Raw genomic sequence first — 19,400 nt, forward strand, 5'->3', positions numbered from 1 at the left:
ATGCGCAATATCGCCTTATTTGATCTCGACCATACCCTGATCCCCATCGATTCCGATTATGAATGGGGACAGTTCCTGTGCCGCACAGGGGCAGTCGATGCCGATGCATTCGCCCGTCGCAATGCGGATTTCTTTGCCCAATACCAGGCTGGTACGCTGGACCCGGTGGAATACCTGGAATTTGCCCTGGGCACGCTGGCGCATTTCCACCGCAGCAGGCTAGATGAACTGCATGCGCAATTCATGCAGGAAGTCATACAGCCCGTCCTGCTACCAGTTGCTTTTGATTTAATTAAAAAACACCAGGATCAGGATGACCTGATCGCCATCATCACAGCGACCAACCGCTTTGTTACCGCACCCATAGCAAAAGCCCTGGGGGTGCAACACCTGATGGCCGCTGAACCGGAACTGGACGCAGCAGGTAATATCACCGGTAAATTGCTGGGCGTGCCCAGCTCAGGCGCGGGCAAGGTCGTGCATTTGCAAGACTGGCTGGCCAAGCAGGAAGTTACACAATTAAGACAACTCAGCGACTTTAATAACAGCTATTTTTACAGCGATTCGCAAAACGATATTCCGCTACTGGAACGCGTCAGCCACCCTGTCGCCACCAATCCCAACGACAAACTGCGCGCCTATGCACAGACCAAGGGTTGGCCTCAACTTCACCTGTTTGACAAGCAATGATCAAGAAATTTATTCGCAAAATACTCGGCGTTAAAAACAAGAGCGATGTCGCCAGCGCCAACCAAAAGCCAACTGTGCTGGGTCCCAAAGACCACCGCATAGACCCGCAACTGGTGTCTGCGAATGCCGTCCGCATCACCCAGACCCTGCAAGAGAATGGCTTTAAAGCCTTTGTCGTCGGCGGCGCAGTACGTGACTTGCTGACCGGCGTCAAACCCAAGGACTTTGACATTGCCACCAATGCCACGCCAGAACAGGTGAAACGTCTGTTCCGCCGTGCCTTTATCATCGGCCGCCGCTTCCAGATCGTGCATGTAATGTTTGGTCAGGATTTGCTGGAAGTCACTACCTTCCGTGGCTCTGCCACCGATGGCGCACCCAAGGATGAACACGGCCGCGTGCTGCGTGACAATACCTTTGGCGAACAATATGAAGATGCGGCACGCCGTGACTTCACCATCAATGCCATGTATTACGACCCGGCATCCGAAATCGTGCTCGACTATCACGGCGGCATGAAAGACATCAAAAAGAAAACCCTGCGCATTATCGGCGTGCCAGAAGCGCGCTATCGCGAAGATCCGGTGCGCATGCTGCGTGTGGTGCGTTTTGCCGCAAAACTGCAATTCGACATTGATGCTGCCACACGTGCCCCGATACCAGTGATGGCCCCGCTCATCAATAACGTACCCGCCGCCCGTGTATTCGATGAAATGCTGAAATTGCTGACCAGCGGCCATGCCATGGCCTGTCTGCAACAACTGCGCAAGGAAGGCCTGCATCATGGCCTGATGCCTTTGCTGGATGTCGTGCTGGAACAACCCCTGGGTGAAAAATTTGTAACCCTGGCACTGGCCAATACCGACTTGCGCGTGCAACAAGGCAAACCAGTGTCGCCAGGCTTTTTGTTTGCCTCTTTGTTGTGGCATCAGGTAGTGGAAAAATGGGACGCCTACAAGGCTGCCGGTGAATTCCCCATCCCTGCCCTGCACCTGGCAGCTGATGATGTCCTGAATACCCAGACCGATGCACTGGCAATACAGCGCAAGATAGGTTCAGACATGCGCGATATCTGGGCCATGCAACCCCGTTTTGAAAAACGTATCGGTAAAACGCCTTATAAAATGCTGGAACATCCGCGCCTGCGTGCCGGTTATGATTTCCTGTTATTGCGTTGCGCATCGGGTGAAATTGATGCCGATCTTGGCGAATGGTGGACCGATTTTATCGATGGCGAAGCCGATGAACGTGAACACCTGATCAATAGCAAACCCAAGGCAACTGCAGCCGAAGCCGGTGTAAAAAAACGCCGCCCACGCCGTCGTGCCCCACGCAAAGCAGCCGCTGCCGCTGAATGAGCATGCAAGTTTTTATCGGCATAGGCGCCAACCTGGGTGATGCCAAAGCCACTGTAGGCAAGGCCATCGCCGCATTGGCGCAAGTGCCTGATACCACCCTGGTGGCACAGTCTGCCCTGTTCGGCAGTGCGCCTATAGATTCATCCGGCGACGATTATGTGAATGCCGTCGCTGAACTGGATACTAGCCTGAGTGCAACAACCCTGCTACTACATCTGCAAGCCATAGAACTGGCACACGGACGCGAGCGCCCCTACCGCAATGCCCCACGTACACTGGACCTGGATTTGCTGCTGTATGGTGCCCAAGAAATCCATACCGCCGACCTGCAAGTCCCGCACCCACGCATGACAGAACGCGCTTTTGTGCTGCTGCCCCTGCTGCAACTGGCCGCCGATATCAGCATCCCTGGCAAAGGCCATGCACAAGATTTTGTCGCCGCCGTTGCTGGTCAGCGCATACAAGAATTAGCCTGCGGATGCCTGCGAAAGTAAATCACGGTGCACCCCGGCAAACCTGTCTTTACAGGTAGCATGAGCAAACTGGATTTCTAGTCTTTTATGCGTCGAAAACAAAATCTGCCACTTCTCAAGATCGATAAGGAAACCATATATGATCGTTGATCCCACTCTGGCTCTTCGTTTCATCAACACCTATAAGGCCTTTCTTGGTTCCTTGGTCAACGAACAAGATAAGAGTGAGGAACAATCGATACAGCCATCGATACGCCAGTTGATCAAAGGGCGCGAGTATCATCTGGCCGACCACACTGCACTGACCCGCTATCGTATTGCCCACCCACAAGCCGATGCAAATATCCTGGACGCCATTGCCGCCCTACGAGTAGAACACTGGGTTTATCTGAAAGACACCCGCAGCTATTCGGTTTGGCTGGACGAGCAAGGACAAGCAGCCTATGGTGTGCTCGGCCTTACTGCCCCCTTGCGCATGGTGACACAAGGGCATGCCGGTGTAGGACTGAAGGCGGGTCTAATGCCTTTACAAGGGCGCTGGGTGAGCGACGCCCTGATACAAGATTTCGTCTTACTCGGCCTCAATTACCGGCGCGATTACAACGCAATTTACCGAGACTTGCGGGCGCAGGACTTGTTCAGTCTAGGCCCGACAAAAGTTTAGCAATGCTTAAATCAGAGCATACTCCAATACGCTCCACCCTCGTCCGTTCCCCGTAGGAGCGGCTTCAGCCGCGAATGGCAGATGCAGTAGGACCTACGCGACGCCAGCCGTTCCTCAAACAATGTGGGTTGGGTAATGCTGGCACACGGCAGCAATTTACGGCGCGGACGTTTTTCTGAACCCGGCCGGGTGTATCTGATCACCACCGTGACACGTGGGCGGCAGCCTTTGTTCACTGATTGGCGCATGGCACGGGAACTAGTGCAGGTATTGCGCGCAAGCGATGAGGCCAGGATGAGTACCAGCCTGGCTTTTGTCGTCATGCCCGACCATTTGCACTGGTTGTTCGTACTTGGCGAAACAAGTGATTTGTCAGCGGTGATGAAACGGGTAAAAGGTCAATCCTCACGGCGCATTGGTGCCATGCTCGGCTTGAACGGCATATGGCAAAATGGTTTTCATGATCACGCAGCAAGGGTGGATGAAGATATTCAGGCCATGGCACGTTACGTAGTGGCAAATCCCTTGCGAGCTGGCCTGGTGCAAAGACTCGCTGACTACCCGCTGTGGGACGCCATCTACGTGTAAATCCCTGATGCATGCCATCTACGTGTAAATCCCTGATGCATGCCACCTGCACATCCCCGTAGGAGCGGCTTCAGCCGCGATCAACCAACACAGCAAAACACCCCATAACGGAAATGGCCGGTACGACACACTATTCGCGGCTAAAGCCGCTCCTACGGTGCAACTTCAGCGGTGTTGTATCATGGCGACCTTGGCACCTGTCACTTTCTAGCTTGCCAAATGTAAAGCGAGCCCTTGTTTGACGTTATATTGTTCAGTTGGAAAATTGCATTTGTAAAAACTGTCTGGCTGTTACCGCAATGCTGAAGCGCAGTGTAAGCACCCAAGGAGCCAGTCTGCAGTCGCCTGGGCAATCAGCAGCAATACAATTTCGTTATTAAAATAGGTGTAAGAGATAGATAAAAATAACAAATAGAAGATGTAGGTGGAGACAAAAAATCGCTGTCAAACAAAAAACCAAACGACAGCATCACCTCTGGAGAAAAAGAATGGCTGAATATTTGCAAGACCGTAAAGCAGTAAGCATTCCCGGCTTAATCAGCATGCGCGAGAAAGGTGAAAAAATCACCATGCTCACCTGCTACGACGCCAGTTTCGCATCCCTGATGGACCGGTGCGGTGTAGAAGTTCTACTCATCGGCGATTCCCTGGGCATGGTATGCCAGGGACATGACTCCACCCTGCCAGTGACACTGCAAGATATTGCTTATCACACGGCTGCCGTCGCCCGTGGCAATCAAAAAGCCCTGGTGGTGGCCGACATGCCGTTTGGCAGCTATGCCACGCCAGAAGCAGCCTTCAACAGCGCGGTACAACTGGTACAGGCTGGTGCGCAAATGGTTAAACTGGAAGGGGGCACCTGGCTGCTGCCGACCATCAAGTTCCTGACCGAACGTGCGATACCCGTCTGTGCGCATCTGGGCCTGACACCGCAATCCGTCCATCAGTTGGGGGGATACAAGGTACAGGGCAAGACCGATGCGTCAGCCAACTTGCTCAAATCAGAAGCACTGGCGGTACAGGCAGCGGGTGCAAGCATGATCGTGCTGGAAGCCATCCCCGCCAGCCTGGGCAAGGAAGTCACAGCATCCCTGCACATCCCCACCATAGGCATAGGCGCGGGTGTCGATTGCGCTGGCCAGGTGTTGGTCATGCATGATTTGCTGGGCGTCTTCCCAGGTCGCAAAGCTCGCTTCGTGAAAAATTTCATGGAAGGCCAGACCAGCATTGATGCAGCCGTGCTCGCATATGTGGCAGCGGTTAAAGACCAGTCTTTCCCGGCGCTGGAACACAGTTTCTAAAACAAAAACAGCCCGCAAGGCATACGTCTACGGGCTGTTTTCATTCAATGGCCAGTGCTAATCCACCAGCACTGATTGCAAAGACACTGTGCGGCTGGCCTGGGTGTTCGGGAACAGCCACCAACGTCTGCCAGTTTGCGGTTCGGCAATATCGACTTCTTCGCCCATTTGTGGTGTGCTGATTCTCACTCCATGTTGCTGCGCCAGGGCGACGATGCGTTCAAACGGCTCGTACCAGCTGTGCATGGACAAATCAAACGTACCGTTATGGATGGGCAACATGGTTTTGCCACGCAAATCCAGATGTGCCTGCAAAGACTCTTCCGGCTGCATGTGGATGTCCGGCCACATCTTGTTATAGGCACCGGTTTCCATCAGGGTCAGATCAAACGGGCCATACTTGTCGCCTATCTCTTTAAAACCCTTGAAGTAGCCGGTATCACCACTAAAAAAGATTTTCAGGTCAGGTGCAATGATGGTCCAGGATGCCCACAGGGTCTGGTCACGGTCATGCAAGCCACGGCCAGAAAAATGCTGGGCTGGCGTCGCCACAAACTGCATGCCACCAACCTGGGTACTTTGCCACCAGGCCAGTTGCTGGATTTTTGCACGGTCTATGCCCCACTTGACCAGCCGTTCGCCCACACCCAATGGCGTCAGGAAATGTTCGGTCTTCTTCGCCAGTTGCAAAATGGCAGAATAATCGAGATGATCATAATGGTCATGCGACAGAATCACGCCCTTGATGGGGGGCAGATCGGCAATACTGATGGGTGGCTGGTGAAAGCGCTTGGGGCCCATCCACTGGAAAGGCGAAGCGCGTTCAGAAAACACCGGATCAGTCAGCCAGAATTCGCCTTGCAGTTTCAGCAGCAAGGTCGAATGTCCAAGGCGATACAGACTGTTGTCTGGCGCGGCCAGCAATTGCGCTGTCGTCAATTCAAACACCGGGATACTGCCGCTGGGCACGGTATCTTTAGGTTTATCAAAAAAGAATTTCCAGGCTATCCGCAGATTCTGCAAAAAACCAGGCTCACGCACCGGTGCCTGGTTCACAAAGCCCGCGCCTGCTTCCTGCGGTACGGTATCGGTAATACGCATGCCCTCTGCGGGGCTGGAGTAAGAAACATAAGCCATGGTCATCAACGCTCCTGTCGGTAGGTGTGCAGTAGAAAGCACAAATTTTATTCAATTCGATATGCCGCTCAAGCACAGTCCACATCGAATTATTACACTACACAGTGTAGTTTCATAATTTAAAAAAGTATACTACTTAGTGTAAAATTCTTTCATGACTATGATTCGCCAAGATTAATACAATTACAACATGTCCAATCCCGTCCGCCAGACTGACCGCAAGCGCGAAGCCATATTGCAGGCCGCCATTCATGAATTTCGCCTGAATGGCTTTGAATCAACCAGCATGGACAAGATCGCCGCTACCGCCATCGTCTCCAAAAGGACTGTGTATAACCACTTCCCCAGTAAAGACGATTTATTCGCCGCAATATTGTTGAAATTGTGGAAAAGTGCAGTTTCTCAGGATGATTTCCGGTATCAGAGCGACAAAAGCCTGCGTGAACAGCTCGAAACTTTCCTTGGCAACAAAATGCTCTTGATGTGTGACACCAATTTTATCGACCTCGCCCGTGTTGCCATCGCCGCCACCATCCACACTCCGGACCGCGCCAGGGACATGGTGGAACGCATGAACAACCGCGAAGAAGGCATCGTCGCCTGGATCAGGGCCGCGCAGGCAGATGGCAAACTGAAGGCTGGCGACGCCATCCTCATGGGTGACATGCTGCAAGGCCAGCTCAAGTCGATGGCCTTCTGGCCCCAGGTAGCCATCAGCCAGCCGCTATTGGAAGCAACTCAGCAGAAGCAGTTGATTGAGCTGACGGCGGGATTGTTTTTGGGGTATTACGAGGTACTAGAGTAGCTAAAGCCTTATCGAGATTGAAGGTCGTTGCTTTCATTCCTCTATCAAAATCAGGTGTTTGTCTTCTACCCTAAAACAGAATCGATTTGGCTGCGCTTCAGTTGCCGAGAAAATCAAAATTTCGGATTCTGCTCTTGCTTTCTTATTATGATCACGTTCTCGTACTACTATCCGGTGACTACCGGATTTCACTCTTATCAATAAGTTGTTTGCGGGCGCACTGTCCTTCTTATGTGTGCCAGAGATATTCCCGTCAACGTAAACTGCGTAATTCCTTATCAGTTCGCTGGCAGTCGCACCAAAGTCAATCAATACCATACAGGAATTTTCATCGAAAAATTGCTCATCGATCTTTTGCAACCAAGAGTTTTTGGTGCGTCCAGTATTTTCTCTTATCCAATGCGATACATCAGCAATTAGTTTTCCATTTTTAAAAGGAACATAGATCCGATCTTCATAAAAATTCTTCTTGAACACAAGGTAAAAATCGCCCGTCAATTTTTCATTGCTGATGTCGCAAAATGGAATACGCGGTAGAGGATATTCAAATCCTCGCAAAAAAATCTCGCCACATTCGTCCAATAAATAATGACTAAGATGGCCACGCCAAAGTGAAGACATTATTTCTGGGCCGATTTTTGGAACACTGAGGAATTTGTATTCCTCGCCCCAACCATAATTAGTCTGGGGATCACCGGTAATAACGGAATACAGATAGTAGCCGTCAAAATTGCTCTCCTTATACCTGCTAATCAGTTGATCAGGTTGCTGCATTGTCATTTTTAATCCCTGCTCTCAAATGTGGCGAATTAATAAAAGATATTCTATCTTCATATCGTGGCAAAACCACATGACAGTGGATTCCCGCCTCCGTCACCTTATGTCACATCCATGTCATCAAATCTCGTATAATGAACAAATAGTCATGTAATTAAAATAATAATTAGCTTGCAATAAGTACTATCTACATTAGGATGGTAAGGACTGGTTTATTGACATGCGCTTCGCCGTCAAATGATGCAAGCCAGGCGACAACAACTCACCACTTGAAAGGATGGACATGGACCAGTATGAAGTCATTGCGAGTAATGACAAAGCACTCTTCAGCCTGAAACTGCATCGTGGCGATGGCATGCTGTTGCTGGGCATGAACTGGAAAACCGGCAAGCCCAGTGCCGATTTTGTCGGCTTTGCGATTGAATACAAAGAACCGGGTGGGCAGCAATATTTTGCTGTCAAGAATCGCCTGTCGTTTACTGAAAAGGACGGTAACTTCAATCCGGAAAGCCTGTCCACCCGTCTGTCGCCGATACAGAAATTCCGCTGGATCCACTTCCCCCGCAATGCCGACATGAAGGGTAGTTTCACCTATCGGGTCACCCCCGTGTTCATGGGGCAGACTGGTGAATTAAGCTATGGCGAAACGCAAGAAGCCAACATAGCGCTGCAGAGAGATACCTACGAGGGGCAGTTGAATGTGGCTTACACACGGGGTTTCGTGTCTTCCCAGGCGTTTGTTGACCGTTACACCGCCGCCGCGATACCGACCCTGCTGCCAGCCCAGGCAGATGACGGGTTGACATTCAAACCCACCAACCCCAAAGCAGAAGAAGCACTGGCCTGGATGGGGTTTGAAGCCCGCAGCGCCATACTGGAAGTGCTAGACAATGCGATTGCTGACTCCACTGCACAGGTCAGTGTAGCGGCGTATGACCTGAATGAGCCCGGTGTGCTTGAAAGGCTGGAAAAACTGGGCAACCGTCTGCGTGTCATCATCGATGACAGCGGTAGCCATGGAGACGAACATTCAGCAGAATCACAAGCCACCACACGTCTGATCGCAAGCGCAGGTGCCGGCAATGTGCAGCGTCAGCACATGCGCGGACTGCAACACAATAAAACCATCGTCGCCAAGGGCCAGCAAATCAATAGTGTGGTCTGTGGCTCGACCAATTTCAGCTGGCGCGGTTTTTTTGTCCAGGCCAACAACGCCATCATTTTGCATGGCGATGGCCCTGTGAAATTATTCCAGGCAGCATTTGAGAATTATTGGGAAAATAAACCTGCCAGCTTTGCCAGCGGCGCTTCGGCAGACTGGCAAAACCTGGGTCTGGACAAGATCGATGCCCAGGTGACGTTTTCTCCGCACGGCAGCAAGAATGCTGCGCTGGATGACGTGACCAAAGACATCGCCCTGACCGAATCGTCGCTACTGTTTTCGCTGGCCTTCCTGTACCAGACCCCAGGCTCAATACAGGACATGATCAAAACAGTGGCCACCGACCCGGCCAAGTTTGTCTATGGTATCTCGGACAAGGAAGTGACGGGTCTGTCGCTGACCACACCGAATGGCAAATCCACCGAAGTCTATCCATCGGCACTGGGCAAGACCGCGCCACCACCCTTCCATGAAGAACCGAGCGGTGGCGGCGGTACCCGCATGCACCATAAATTTGTGGTGATCGACTTCGACAAACCCACCGCACGCGTGTATATGGGTTCCTATAATTTCTCGCAATCCGCCGACCATAACAATGGCGAAAACCTGCTGCTGATCCGCGACCGGCGGGTCGCCGTGTCGTATACCGTCGAAGCCTTGCGCATGTTTGATCACTACCAGTTCAGGATCAAGGAAAAAAATTCCAAAGACGCCAATAGTCCGCTGGTGCTGGCCAAGCCACCGCAAAATGCGGGGGAACACGCATGGTGGGAAAGCAGTTATAGCGATCAACTCAAGATACGTGATCGCGTGCTATTTTCCTGATACCGCGATTCGGTGCAGAATACCTCTGCGCCACTACATGGCCCGAACTGGCGACATTGGCCACATTCGCTGACAAAGGCAATAACCTTGAGGAGATGAATATGGCATTAAGCACTTACGGCATTTTGAAAGGCACTGTTGTCGGCCATCTGCGCGACGCCGATGATGATCATTACCAGATTCTGGTACGTTGCGGCACCACTCTGCACAGGATTGCATCCAACGTCAAATCATCAGCACCGAAATCACCGTCCACCGTCCTGTTTCTATCGTCGACATCCCTGCCTGAAACTTATACCAAAAACTTACAGGCACTGGCGCCGGGTTATAAAAAACTACCGTCCAAACCCGCGGGCCTGGCGCTGGATTATGTACGCAGTGGCATCGTCAAAACCGGCAGCATGAAACTGGTGCCACCCAATGCACCTGGTGCCGACAATGATCTCAAGGATTTGCTGGAAACTGCCGTCATCAAGGCCATGCAACAAAGCGGTTCTGTCATCTATGCGCTGGGCGCGAAATGGGGTCCGGAGCAAGGCAAGGCTGACCAGTATTTCAAATTCAGCCCTGGCAACGGCATCCATGACATACACATGAACCAGGGTAATGATGGCTCCTACAAGAAAGACAATGGCGTGTATCAGGACGGTGCCTTGATCATCGAATATCCAGGCAATAAATGGCGCGCCTTTTTCTTTGCCTTTCAGTCTCAGACTTTTGATACTGACGATGCTGGCAATTCCAAGGCATCCGCATCCGCGTCTGCAACTGCAACAGCAGCCAAACCGAAAAAAACGGCAGTAAGCGGGCAAGCAGCGGTGCCAAAGAAAAGCGCAAAAAAACCAGTCAAACCAGCGGCAAAAAAGACCAGTAAAAAACGTAAAACCAAACCTGCATAGTAACGAACAGCAGCGTTTCTCCATACACAAGGCTTGCTGTTTCCGCTCCCCCCTCCCTGAAAGCAGCAAGCGCTGCTCCTGGCGCAGCATCAGCAAATTCGGGATCATCACACCCGGGCCTGCCATCCATGAGCAAGTCAATCAATGCTATATTTGCGGTAACTGCTTATTCCCTGCGCGCCAGCCTCTCCAAAAAAATGACCCGTCATGAGTGACACCAAAATCCATATCGTGCTGATCGAAGATGACAAGCAGATCCGACGTTTCCTGAACACCGTACTGGAAGCCGAGGACATGAGCGTCTTTGAAGCAGAAAATGGCAAACAGGGCTTGATTGCGTGCGCCACCCGCAAGCCGGATCTGCTCATCGTTGATCTGGGTTTACCGGACATGAGCGGGCTGGATGTCATCCGCGATGTGCGGAGCTGGACCGAAGTCCCCATCATCGTATTGTCAGCACGTACCCAGGAACAGGAAAAAGTCGACGCCCTGAATGCCGGTGCCGATGATTATCTGAGCAAACCCTTTGGGGCGGCTGAACTGATCGCCCGCATCCATGCCCATTTGCGTCGTCGCCAGCCACAGTCAACCCAGGCCGACGCGGTATTCAATTTTGGTGATGTCAGCCTGAATTTAGCCCTGCGTACGGTCAACCGTGCCGGGCAATCGGTGCATCTGAGCCCGATCGAATACCGCTTGCTGTCGGTGCTGGCACGCAATGCCGGCAAGGTCTTGACTCATCAGCAATTGCTGAAAGAAGTATGGGGCCCGAACCAATCAGAGAACAGTCATTACCTGAGAATCTATATGGCCAACCTGCGGCAGAAACTGGAACAGGAGCCAGCCCAGCCGCGTCATTTTTTAACCGAGACCGGTGTCGGTTATCGCCTGCTGGCTTAGTGCCTGCTGCTGCCGCGCTTTACAACAATCCCACCGCAATACCAACGCAATACCGCAGCCGCCTCACAACCAACCTTGCTTCCACTGCGTAGTGTCCGCCAGTTCCTTCCAGGCGATCTTGCGTTTGGCCTTGGTGTAGACCGCTTCGAGTTCGACAAACTCTATTACCGTATGACGTGCGACCTGCTCTTCTTGCGGCACAGGTAAATACACTTTGCTGACCAGAAAATGCTTTTGTTTGGCAACAACCTGCACCGCTGTCCATTTGGACAGCAAAAGTTTGTTTGCTTGTATGGGATTCATCTTCGGCGCTTTCAAATGGATCTGCGACGTTCTCTGCCGTTGGTGTGCGATTTATAGTTCATCAAGCATAGCGCGTATCTGTGTTGCCCTGTCACGCAGAGCCTGCAAAGCGTCTTTATCCATTTTTCTGAGTTGCGGATACACCATGCCTATGCGTGGGTTACTGGATAACTTGTCTTCGTTGCGTGCAAAAAAATCCCAGTACAGTGCATTGTAGGGACAAGCATGCTCACCAGTGCGTTGCTTTTTATCGTAGTGGCAACCCTTGCAATAATCACTCATCTTGTCGATATAGGCTGCTGCTGATACATAGGGCTTGGTCGCCAGCATACCACCATCGGCAAACTGGCTCATGCCCAGGGTATTGGGTAATTCTACCCATTCAAACGCATCAATATAAATACCCAGGTACCAGCGATGGACTTGCTGCGGCTGTAAGCCAGCCAGCAAGGCAAAATTGCCGATGACCATCAGGCGTTGTATGTGGTGGGCATGGGCATGTTCGAGCGACTGGCTGATGGTGCTGGACAGGCAACGCATTTTTGTTTTCCCAGTCCAGAACCAGGTCGGCAATTCCGCCTCATGCGCAAAGAAATTATGCGTTTCATAACCGGGCATTTGCGCCCAGTAGATGCCGCGCACATATTCGCGCCAGCCCAATATCTGGCGTATATAGCCTTCCACCGCAGGCAATGCGGCATGGCCCGCCCACAGTGCAGCTTCAACCTTGCTGACCACGTCTTGTGGATGCAGCATTTTCACATTCAGGGCAAAGGAAATCAGCGAATGGAATAAGCGCCATGACTTGCTGCTCATGGCATCCTGAAATTCACCAAAATGCGGTAAAGCGTACTGGATAAAGGCGTCGAGTTGCGCCAGCGCTTCAGCGCGGTTCAGTGGCCAGGCAAAGTTACTTGCATTCGCTACACCAAAACTGTTGATGCCTGCATGCTGTATGGTTTCCCACAAGACTGAATGATCATGCCGTGGCCGAAAATCTGCAGGTTCCCACGGTATGCCTGACCAGGCTTTGCGGTTGTCGTGATCATAATTCCATTGACCACCGACTGGCTTGTTGGCTTCTTCCAGCAAGACCTGGTGCTTGACGCGCATGTGTCGATAGAAATGCTCCATCAACCATTTCTTGCGGCCTTCAAACAGGATGGCAGCTTCATCACGGCGAGTAAAAAAATGTTCGCTGCCAAACATGCGGCAATTGCTATTGCTGGCATCGCAATAGGCGGCGAGTTGCGCATCGAGCCTGAATTCGTCAGGTTCCTGGTATTCAAACTGGCTGGACTGATAGTGTGCCAGCAGCCAATCCAGATTGGCTGTCAGCGATTGCGTATTGTCTGCATCGTCTATCGCCAGATAATGCAGGCGGTGGCCCACTGCTTGCAACTGCGAAGCCAGGTCGCGCATAGCGGCAAAGATGGCGATAATTTTTTGAGCGTGATGGAGGACGTAGTCTGTCTCCTGACGAATTTCCATGATGGCATAGACCACATCGTCGGAGACCTGGCTGAACCAGCTATGCCCGGGATTGAGCTGATCACCCAGGATCAGGCGCAAAGTCGTCGCGGGTGCAGAAGATTGCATGGCGTATTCCAATTTGGTAGTGGCCGTTATCCCTGTGGCTTGCTATTGCTTTGACTATGACCGCGGCAGCGCTGGGAGCAATATTTCACCTCGTCCCAAACTTTTTCCCATTTCTTGCGCCAGTTAAAAGGCAGACCGCAAGTCTGGCAAAGTTTGCTGGGTAAATCCGCTTTCTTTCGCATTTTCATTTGAATAGCTCCAGCAACTCTCTGCATGGATTACCCGACCCAGCAAAATCTCTTTTGACACAGGACGTAAGCAGGGTATAAAAAAACAGATGGCTGCTGCAATGCAGCCCTCTGTTTTAGCAATAATTTACTGTGACATGAATTTGAAATTCGCTTATTGCCTCGCCTATTTGCCCACTTCGTCATAACGTGCCAGGCTGGATTCCAGATGCGGAGCAAGTTCATCGGCTGAACTGATAGTCATACCCAGCTCACTGAGCAAACCGTCACGCAAGCCATATACCCAGCCATGTACAGTGACTGACTGGCCACGGTCCCAGGCGTCTTGCACGATGGTGGTCTGGCACAGATTCACCACTTGTTCGATGACATTCAATTCGCACAGGCGTTCGCTTCTTTGCTGTACAGACAGTGTTTCACCCAGGTATTTTTCATGCTTTTGATGCACATCCTGCACATGACGCAACCAGTTGTCGGCCAGGCCAACGCGGCGCCTGGTCATGGCGGCATGTACCCCTGAGCAGCCATAGTGACCGCAGATAATGACGTGTTTGACACCCAGCACGTCTATCGCAAATTGCAGTACCGACAAGCAATTCAGATCAGAATGGACGACGACGTTGGCGATATTACGATGGACGAATAATTCACCAGGCAAAAGCCCCAGTAACTCATTCGCTGGAACGCGGCTATCAGAACAGCCTATCCATAAGTATTCAGGGCTTTGCTGTGCTGCCAGCTTCTTGAAAAAGTCAGCATCTTTTGCCGTGATGGCAGCAGCCCAATTGCGGTTGTTTTCAAATAATTGCTGTGGAGTCAATCCAGTGTTGCTTGTTGTGCTCATGCTCTCGCCCATTTATTCTAGACAGGCGAGATTCTAACCGTATTGGCGTTTGGCTGCCTAATATATCCTAGCATGGCTAATCTGACATGAGAAAAATTATCATATCGTGTAACAAGTCTGCAGTATGAATACTTGAAGGAAACAAACGTCCTGCTGTGGATATGGAATTAAGCATGATTGCAGCTACTGCCCATACGCGGACACCACCCATCAGCACGATACTGCCCTACCATTACCTGCATAAAAACATGCGTTTCTGGCCATCAGGCCGGAAATCCCGTTGCGCAAAATTATTGAGCAAGACTGATGCACTGTTTTTGCAGGACACATATTTGAGAAATCAATGACAGAATTCCAGCATGATTTCGTTGAGCTTCAATGGCAGTCCTGCATTCAGTCTTTGCTCATCAGTAATCGTGGGGTTGATAGGGCACACTTTAAGTGGCGTTCTTGAAACCAGTTCCAGCCCATAATCTCTGGGTATTCCGCTGGCTTTGAGATAGCGGTCAACACGACCGACCATGCCCCCGCCTTCATTCAATAATCCGAGTCTGACCGCTTTGCGGGCAAAAAAGAAACCAAGCAAATGATTTTCCTGAGAACGCCAACTCTCATTTTCTTCAGATTCAGAACCCGTATTGGTGTGCTGAAAAATACGCGACACCAAAGCGAAATCTTCAGCAGACCAGGGTAAGTCATCCACCATCATCTCAAACAGACGCATACGGTGAGTAGCATCCGACTTTAACTCAGCCGGTCTATCATAAACGTCGCCTCGTTTAAATAGCGAACGAGTCTTTTGGTCTTCCTGATAGATCTTATCGATTTCGGCAGACCTGCTCATATCTTCAGCATTTACCGAGATTTCGATGAAAAGAAGAGCCAACAACAGTCCAATTTTAAAAAACTTCATTCCGCGTCTGAATCCTAAAGTTAGGGTTACTTGCGAAGCAAGCCCAAAGCTCAACTCTCCTGCAATTACATTGTGTAGCCACTTCTGCTTTTACATGGATACAGCTTAAACAAATTAGTTTTGTTTAATTAAGCCCTGAAATATCTTTGCAAAAAATAAAAATTTATTTACCATTGGTAATATTCTAACTTTTCTCCCATAAAAGTCATTCATGATTACATATGAAATTATTCCAGAGCTTGCACGCATCACCACAACCATCGTTTTGTTAACAACCTTATTCAATAAGCCAAATATCCCTCTTTTTGAAGGAACTAAACAAGGAAGCAGTTTGACTTTTTCTTTAAATATCTTTGAAAAAATCCACTTGCCATTCATTCTATGTTTGTCTTATTTACTTTTAGGAAGTAATTGGGGAGCGGGACCAGTCGCAGGATCTATTTTGCTCATTACCATGATCTCCACAAACTATCTGTTGAAGTGGGCAAATTTATTAAGAACTTGCAACTGCTTTGGAAGCATGGCTAGTGGCGATCAAAAGATAACACATGTATTGAATATTTTTCTTCTGATATGCAGTTTCATTACAATAGCTGAATACATTCATGGGAAAAACATGAACAGCATCCCCTTGATGACGAACAGTTATATAGCCATGATCTTGGTATCTGTTTTGTTAGCCCATGGAAAAAACATTTTTCTATGGTTTAAGAAAAGCGCAAAAGAAATATTTCCCTATTCAGATAAAACTCAAAACAAGCTAAGCGACATGCAGGGTAAAAAGTATTTCGCAAAATCACTCATTATCGGTGAAAATTTTAAAGGAGAAAAAATACGTATTGAAGACGTCACGACTGATAGCCCTCCACTATTGATTGTAGTTGGCCTAATGGATGAATGTGATACATGCACAGAGTCAAAACCTCTGTTTTTTCGTCTGGCCGAGTCTTACTCAAACGAACTGCAAACTATCTTTGTCGTAAAAGAAAAGCAGGTGAGAGAAACAAACCTGAATGGCCCTCTATACCTCAGCGGGGCAACTGAGTTTTTTTCAGAAATAAATGCCCCAGGGTTTCCATTCTGCGCTGTTATTCGCACAAAAGATCTTACGCTGATGGGGCAGGTTTCAATGAACCCACCTGCTATTTGGAGAACTTACTTTAATGCACTCAGCTTGTTGATGAAAGCTCCGATAAACTAATGCTTCTGGCTGGTCGTCCACTATTCCCCCGTACTTCGAATCAATGACAAAATTCACTCATGATTTCATTCAGTCTCAACGGGAGCCCAGCATCAAGTCTTTGTTCGTCTGTTATCTTAGGGTTGATGGGGCAAACCTTAAGGGGTGTTCTTGATACCAATTCCAGTCCATACTCTCCAGGTATTCCACTGGCTTTGAGGTATCGACTCACACGATCAACCATACTTCCGGTATCATCCAACAAACCCAGTCTAGCAGACTTGCGTGAGAAAAAAAATCCGAGTAAATGATTTTCCTGAGAACGCCAACTCTCATTTTCTTCAGCTTCAGAACCCGTATTGGTGTGCTGAAAAATACGCGACACCAAAGCAAAATCTTTGGCTGACCAAGGCAAATCATCCACCATCATCTCAAACAAGCGCATCCGGTGGGCAGCATCCGACTTTAACTCAGCCGCTCTGTCATAGACATCGCCTCGTTTAAATAGCGAGCGAGTTTTTTGGTCTTCTTGATAAATCTTATCGATTTCGGCAGATCTGATTGTGCTTTCGGCATTTACTGACACTACAAAAATAAGGTTTACCGAAAACAGTGTAATTTTTAAAAATCTCATACAACTACCTACATATTTAAATTTGATGATTAACTTGTCCGTCTAAGGAAGAAACATTTAATTAATATTCATTATTAATCATAGAATTGGCATCTCCTGGCAAGTTCGAGTTCCTGTGCTCGAAGCTGTACTCGATAAAAATTTGATTATTTCAGCTGAAATTGGCAATCCTGTTTGCTTTTCAATCCAGGCCCATTGACCAGATGGATTAATTTCCAAAAACCAATAATCCCCATTTTCATCCAAAAGAAAATCAGCCGCGCCATAAGTCAAATCAAGTTTTCTTGCGAGCGCAACAAGCGCAGTCTCAATGTCTGTAGGTAAGACGTGGACTGCGTAGGGGTATTTTTTTTTGTCAGATAAATCGAGTCTTGAATCTAAAAAAACAGGATCAGAAAGATCAACTACTCCTTCTGCGCTATAAACCTTATTCCCGATGACATAAGACCTGATGATGACTCTTGCACTAATCGCCATTTGCAGTAACACTGGAATCTTGCCAGCATCAGGAGCTAATTGAACCACAGGATCAGAAATTTTAATCGTATTGGGATTGACGTCGCCGCAATCATTCGGAGCACCCTCATTCAAAGCTTTTACGATAAATTCTTTAATTGGTAAAGACCTCGCAAACTCGTCGATTTCTTTATTGCTACTCGCAACCACCCATGCTGGCACCTTCAATCCAAACTGCGGGGCTAAACGCATTTGGAGAATTCTATTGCCAGCAATACTAATAACCTGTGGTTTGTTCGCCCATTTAGCGTCGATAGAGGCAAAAACAGCACTCATTGCAACACGCCATTCTGAAGAAACATAAGTTCGGGAATATTCAGATACGCTAGAGAGTGTAGGTGCATACTTAGCAGGAAAAGAAGATGTCCGGCACCAGATCCCATTTACGTCGCTACCATTTAACTTGTATCCCGTTTTCTTGTGTGTTAATGCTATATCTCCAGTCATGGGGATACTCACATCCCAATCCTGGCCTGAAGGTTTAATTTGAAACAGCGAACATTCAACATTTAATTTTCTGGCCGTACGAACCAAGTTTAACAAATTGAATTCATGCTCATGTCCAATAAGAATAATCATTTAACGCTTAATTTGTAAATTGAAGATTCCATGCAGTGCGGGTTTCGTCCTGTGCGTAACATGCAAATAAATATTTAAATGTCTAAAGTAGACAAGCTCCACAGGCATGCCATCTTCAATTGGATTGGCCCTACTGACTTTCGCCATTAACGGATCCCATCCTTCAGCTACCGACTTGGCTTCACTCATGCGAACAATCCAGTTTCGAGATCGTAGTCACAATTTCCGGGTTCGAGCAAACCATCATAAGTGGTCTTTCTAAAACTAAAAGAATTAAAGCAAACACCTCTTAATTCACATTGCTTGCATTTATATTCTGAGTTAATGGTAGTCTGCATCAGACCTTGCAGCATTTCCAACGATGCATTTCTATCTTGAATATCTAGCACCACCCAATCTTCTTGGTAGGGCGAACCATAAGGACCTATTGAGCCTAAAATTTTATCTGTGATTTTTATATGAACGTGGCCATAATCAGGACCGAATTGAGCAACATCTGCAATTCTATCCGGGGCAACCCTTAACTTCTTTGTCCCCATCTTTTCCTGAATTTTGACAAATTCTTCAGTGCCCATATCTCTCGCATTCAATACCTTGTTTAATTCTTCATAGAATATTTGAACTCTTTTATTTCTGCCGAATTCTCTAGTATCTAACACATCTGAAACATCAATAAGAACATCAATCGAAACATGCCCCAACATTAAAATATCGTGCACTACGCGCTCTAATTTTTCAGTTTGTCCAAGGCACATCAGAGTTGCATATGGAGCACAGTCCAATGGGATCAGATTCTCTATATGTTTGATCAAATTAAAATCTGAGTCTTCAGATATTTCATAGGTAATTGAAGTAACCAGAGGCAAAAATGGCAATTCTACTTTTTTAATTTGACTGGGCAATTCTAGTGAGCCAAATTTCTCTCTAAATTCCGCTTTTCTCATTGATCTGAACTTACTCTTGCTTACATCGATAAGCAAAACTCTTTGAGTGCCGGGTACAAGAAGTATTCTGTTCATAATTCTAGATATACAAAGAGATGATCTTTGATCATCTCTTTCGACA

At 48.8% G+C, this 19,400-nt stretch carries 22 protein-coding genes; 11 read left to right on the top strand and 11 right to left on the bottom strand.

All coding sequences use genetic code 11. The features are described 5' to 3' along the window. The 6 genes from ACO0LM_RS13905 to panB all read left to right on the top strand — a co-directional run bounded on the left by ACO0LM_RS13905 (position 1) and on the right by panB (position 5,074). Entirely contained in the window at positions 1-690 is a 690-nt protein-coding gene (locus ACO0LM_RS13905) for an HAD family hydrolase (RefSeq protein WP_423037969.1), read from the top strand. After that, entirely contained in the window at positions 687-2,048 is a 1,362-nt protein-coding gene (gene pcnB / locus ACO0LM_RS13910; protein ID WP_423037883.1) for a polynucleotide adenylyltransferase PcnB, read from the top strand. The genes ACO0LM_RS13905 and pcnB overlap by 4 nt, the downstream gene beginning before the upstream one ends. 2 nt (positions 2,049-2,050) lie before the next feature. Then, positions 2,051-2,542 carry a 2-amino-4-hydroxy-6-hydroxymethyldihydropteridine diphosphokinase gene (gene folK / locus ACO0LM_RS13915; RefSeq protein ID WP_423037884.1) on the top strand — a complete coding sequence of 164 codons (492 nt, stop codon included), beginning with the start codon at positions 2,051-2,053 and terminating at the stop codon, positions 2,540-2,542. Between the two features lie 118 nt (positions 2,543-2,660). After that, entirely contained in the window at positions 2,661-3,185 is a 525-nt protein-coding gene (locus tag ACO0LM_RS13920) for a hypothetical protein (RefSeq protein ID WP_423037885.1), read from the top strand. Positions 3,186-3,320: 135 nt separating this feature from the next. Beyond that, entirely contained in the window at positions 3,321-3,773 is a 453-nt protein-coding gene (locus ACO0LM_RS13925) for an REP-associated tyrosine transposase (protein ID WP_423037886.1), read from the top strand. A gap of 488 nt (positions 3,774-4,261) precedes the next feature. Continuing rightward, positions 4,262-5,074 carry a 3-methyl-2-oxobutanoate hydroxymethyltransferase gene (gene panB / locus ACO0LM_RS13930; RefSeq protein WP_423037887.1) on the top strand — a complete coding sequence of 271 codons (813 nt, stop codon included), beginning with the start codon at positions 4,262-4,264 and terminating at the stop codon, positions 5,072-5,074. A 57-nt stretch (positions 5,075-5,131) separates the two neighbouring features. Here panB and ACO0LM_RS13935 read toward each other — a convergent pair whose 3' ends face one another. Further along, positions 5,132-6,217 carry an MBL fold metallo-hydrolase gene (locus tag ACO0LM_RS13935; protein WP_423037888.1) on the bottom strand — a complete coding sequence of 362 codons (1,086 nt, stop codon included), beginning with the start codon at positions 6,215-6,217 and terminating at the stop codon, positions 5,132-5,134. A 184-nt stretch (positions 6,218-6,401) separates the two neighbouring features. Between ACO0LM_RS13935 and ACO0LM_RS13940 the strand changes: the two genes are divergently transcribed. Continuing rightward, positions 6,402-7,016: a TetR/AcrR family transcriptional regulator gene (locus tag ACO0LM_RS13940; protein WP_423037889.1), complete on the top strand. Its 615-nt coding sequence runs from the start codon at positions 6,402-6,404 to the stop codon at positions 7,014-7,016. A 33-nt stretch (positions 7,017-7,049) separates the two neighbouring features. Here the strand turns inward: ACO0LM_RS13940 and ACO0LM_RS13945 are convergent, their stop codons facing one another. Continuing rightward, on the bottom strand, positions 7,050-7,796 hold the full coding sequence (locus ACO0LM_RS13945) for a hypothetical protein (protein ID WP_423037890.1): 747 nt from the start codon (positions 7,794-7,796) through the stop codon (positions 7,050-7,052). Positions 7,797-8,076: 280 nt separating this feature from the next. Between ACO0LM_RS13945 and ACO0LM_RS13950 the strand changes: the two genes are divergently transcribed. From ACO0LM_RS13950 to kdpE, 3 genes are all read left to right on the top strand, one after another. Continuing rightward, a complete protein-coding gene (locus ACO0LM_RS13950) occupies positions 8,077-9,780 on the top strand; it encodes a phospholipase D-like domain-containing protein (RefSeq protein ID WP_423037891.1) in 1,704 nt (567 codons plus the stop codon). A 101-nt stretch (positions 9,781-9,881) separates the two neighbouring features. Then, positions 9,882-10,679, top strand: a complete 798-nt coding sequence (locus tag ACO0LM_RS13955; protein WP_423037892.1) for a DUF2278 family protein — start codon at positions 9,882-9,884, stop codon at positions 10,677-10,679. Positions 10,680-10,886: 207 nt separating this feature from the next. Continuing rightward, entirely contained in the window at positions 10,887-11,579 is a 693-nt protein-coding gene (gene kdpE, locus ACO0LM_RS13960) for a two-component system response regulator KdpE (protein WP_423037893.1), read from the top strand. A 63-nt stretch (positions 11,580-11,642) separates the two neighbouring features. Here the strand turns inward: kdpE and ACO0LM_RS13965 are convergent, their stop codons facing one another. The 5 genes from ACO0LM_RS13965 to ACO0LM_RS13985 all read right to left on the bottom strand — a co-directional run bounded on the left by ACO0LM_RS13965 (position 11,643) and on the right by ACO0LM_RS13985 (position 15,426). Next, positions 11,643-11,882 (bottom strand): TIGR02450 family Trp-rich protein, encoded by a 240-nt coding sequence (locus ACO0LM_RS13965; protein ID WP_423037894.1) that lies wholly within the window; start codon positions 11,880-11,882, stop codon positions 11,643-11,645. 51 nt (positions 11,883-11,933) lie between these two features. Continuing rightward, positions 11,934-13,481, bottom strand: a complete 1,548-nt coding sequence (locus ACO0LM_RS13970) for a cryptochrome/photolyase family protein (RefSeq protein WP_423037895.1) — start codon at positions 13,479-13,481, stop codon at positions 11,934-11,936. Between the two features lie 26 nt (positions 13,482-13,507). Further along, complete coding sequence (locus ACO0LM_RS13975; RefSeq protein WP_423037970.1) at positions 13,508-13,669, bottom strand: DUF2256 domain-containing protein; 162 nt, start codon at positions 13,667-13,669, stop codon at positions 13,508-13,510. Between the two features lie 166 nt (positions 13,670-13,835). Next, a complete protein-coding gene (can, locus tag ACO0LM_RS13980; RefSeq protein ID WP_423037896.1) occupies positions 13,836-14,513 on the bottom strand; it encodes a carbonate dehydratase in 678 nt (225 codons plus the stop codon). Between the two features lie 340 nt (positions 14,514-14,853). Continuing rightward, positions 14,854-15,426, bottom strand: coding sequence for a hypothetical protein (locus tag ACO0LM_RS13985; RefSeq protein ID WP_423037897.1), 573 nt, complete (start codon positions 15,424-15,426; stop codon positions 14,854-14,856). Positions 15,427-15,637: 211 nt separating this feature from the next. Between ACO0LM_RS13985 and ACO0LM_RS13990 the strand changes: the two genes are divergently transcribed. Next, the gene (locus tag ACO0LM_RS13990) at positions 15,638-16,627 is read left to right on the top strand and encodes a hypothetical protein (RefSeq protein ID WP_423037898.1); all 990 of its coding nucleotides are present in this window, start codon (positions 15,638-15,640) and stop codon (positions 16,625-16,627) included. A gap of 40 nt (positions 16,628-16,667) precedes the next feature. Here ACO0LM_RS13990 and ACO0LM_RS13995 read toward each other — a convergent pair whose 3' ends face one another. The 4 genes from ACO0LM_RS13995 to ACO0LM_RS14010 form a co-directional block, all read right to left on the bottom strand. After that, positions 16,668-17,240, bottom strand: coding sequence for a hypothetical protein (locus ACO0LM_RS13995; protein WP_423037899.1), 573 nt, complete (start codon positions 17,238-17,240; stop codon positions 16,668-16,670). 78 nt (positions 17,241-17,318) lie between these two features. After that, on the bottom strand, positions 17,319-18,335 hold the full coding sequence (locus ACO0LM_RS14000; RefSeq protein WP_423037900.1) for a hypothetical protein: 1,017 nt from the start codon (positions 18,333-18,335) through the stop codon (positions 17,319-17,321). Then, positions 18,336-18,524 (bottom strand): hypothetical protein, encoded by a 189-nt coding sequence (locus ACO0LM_RS14005; RefSeq protein ID WP_423037901.1) that lies wholly within the window; start codon positions 18,522-18,524, stop codon positions 18,336-18,338. It lies immediately after the preceding gene. Further along, positions 18,521-19,279 (bottom strand): hypothetical protein, encoded by a 759-nt coding sequence (locus tag ACO0LM_RS14010; RefSeq protein WP_423037902.1) that lies wholly within the window; start codon positions 19,277-19,279, stop codon positions 18,521-18,523. The genes ACO0LM_RS14005 and ACO0LM_RS14010 overlap by 4 nt, the downstream gene beginning before the upstream one ends. Between the last annotated feature and the right edge of the window lie 121 nt (positions 19,280-19,400).

It is taken from the genome of Undibacterium sp. Di26W (assembly GCF_049340265.1).
Lineage (GTDB): Bacteria > Pseudomonadota > Gammaproteobacteria > Burkholderiales > Burkholderiaceae_D > Undibacterium.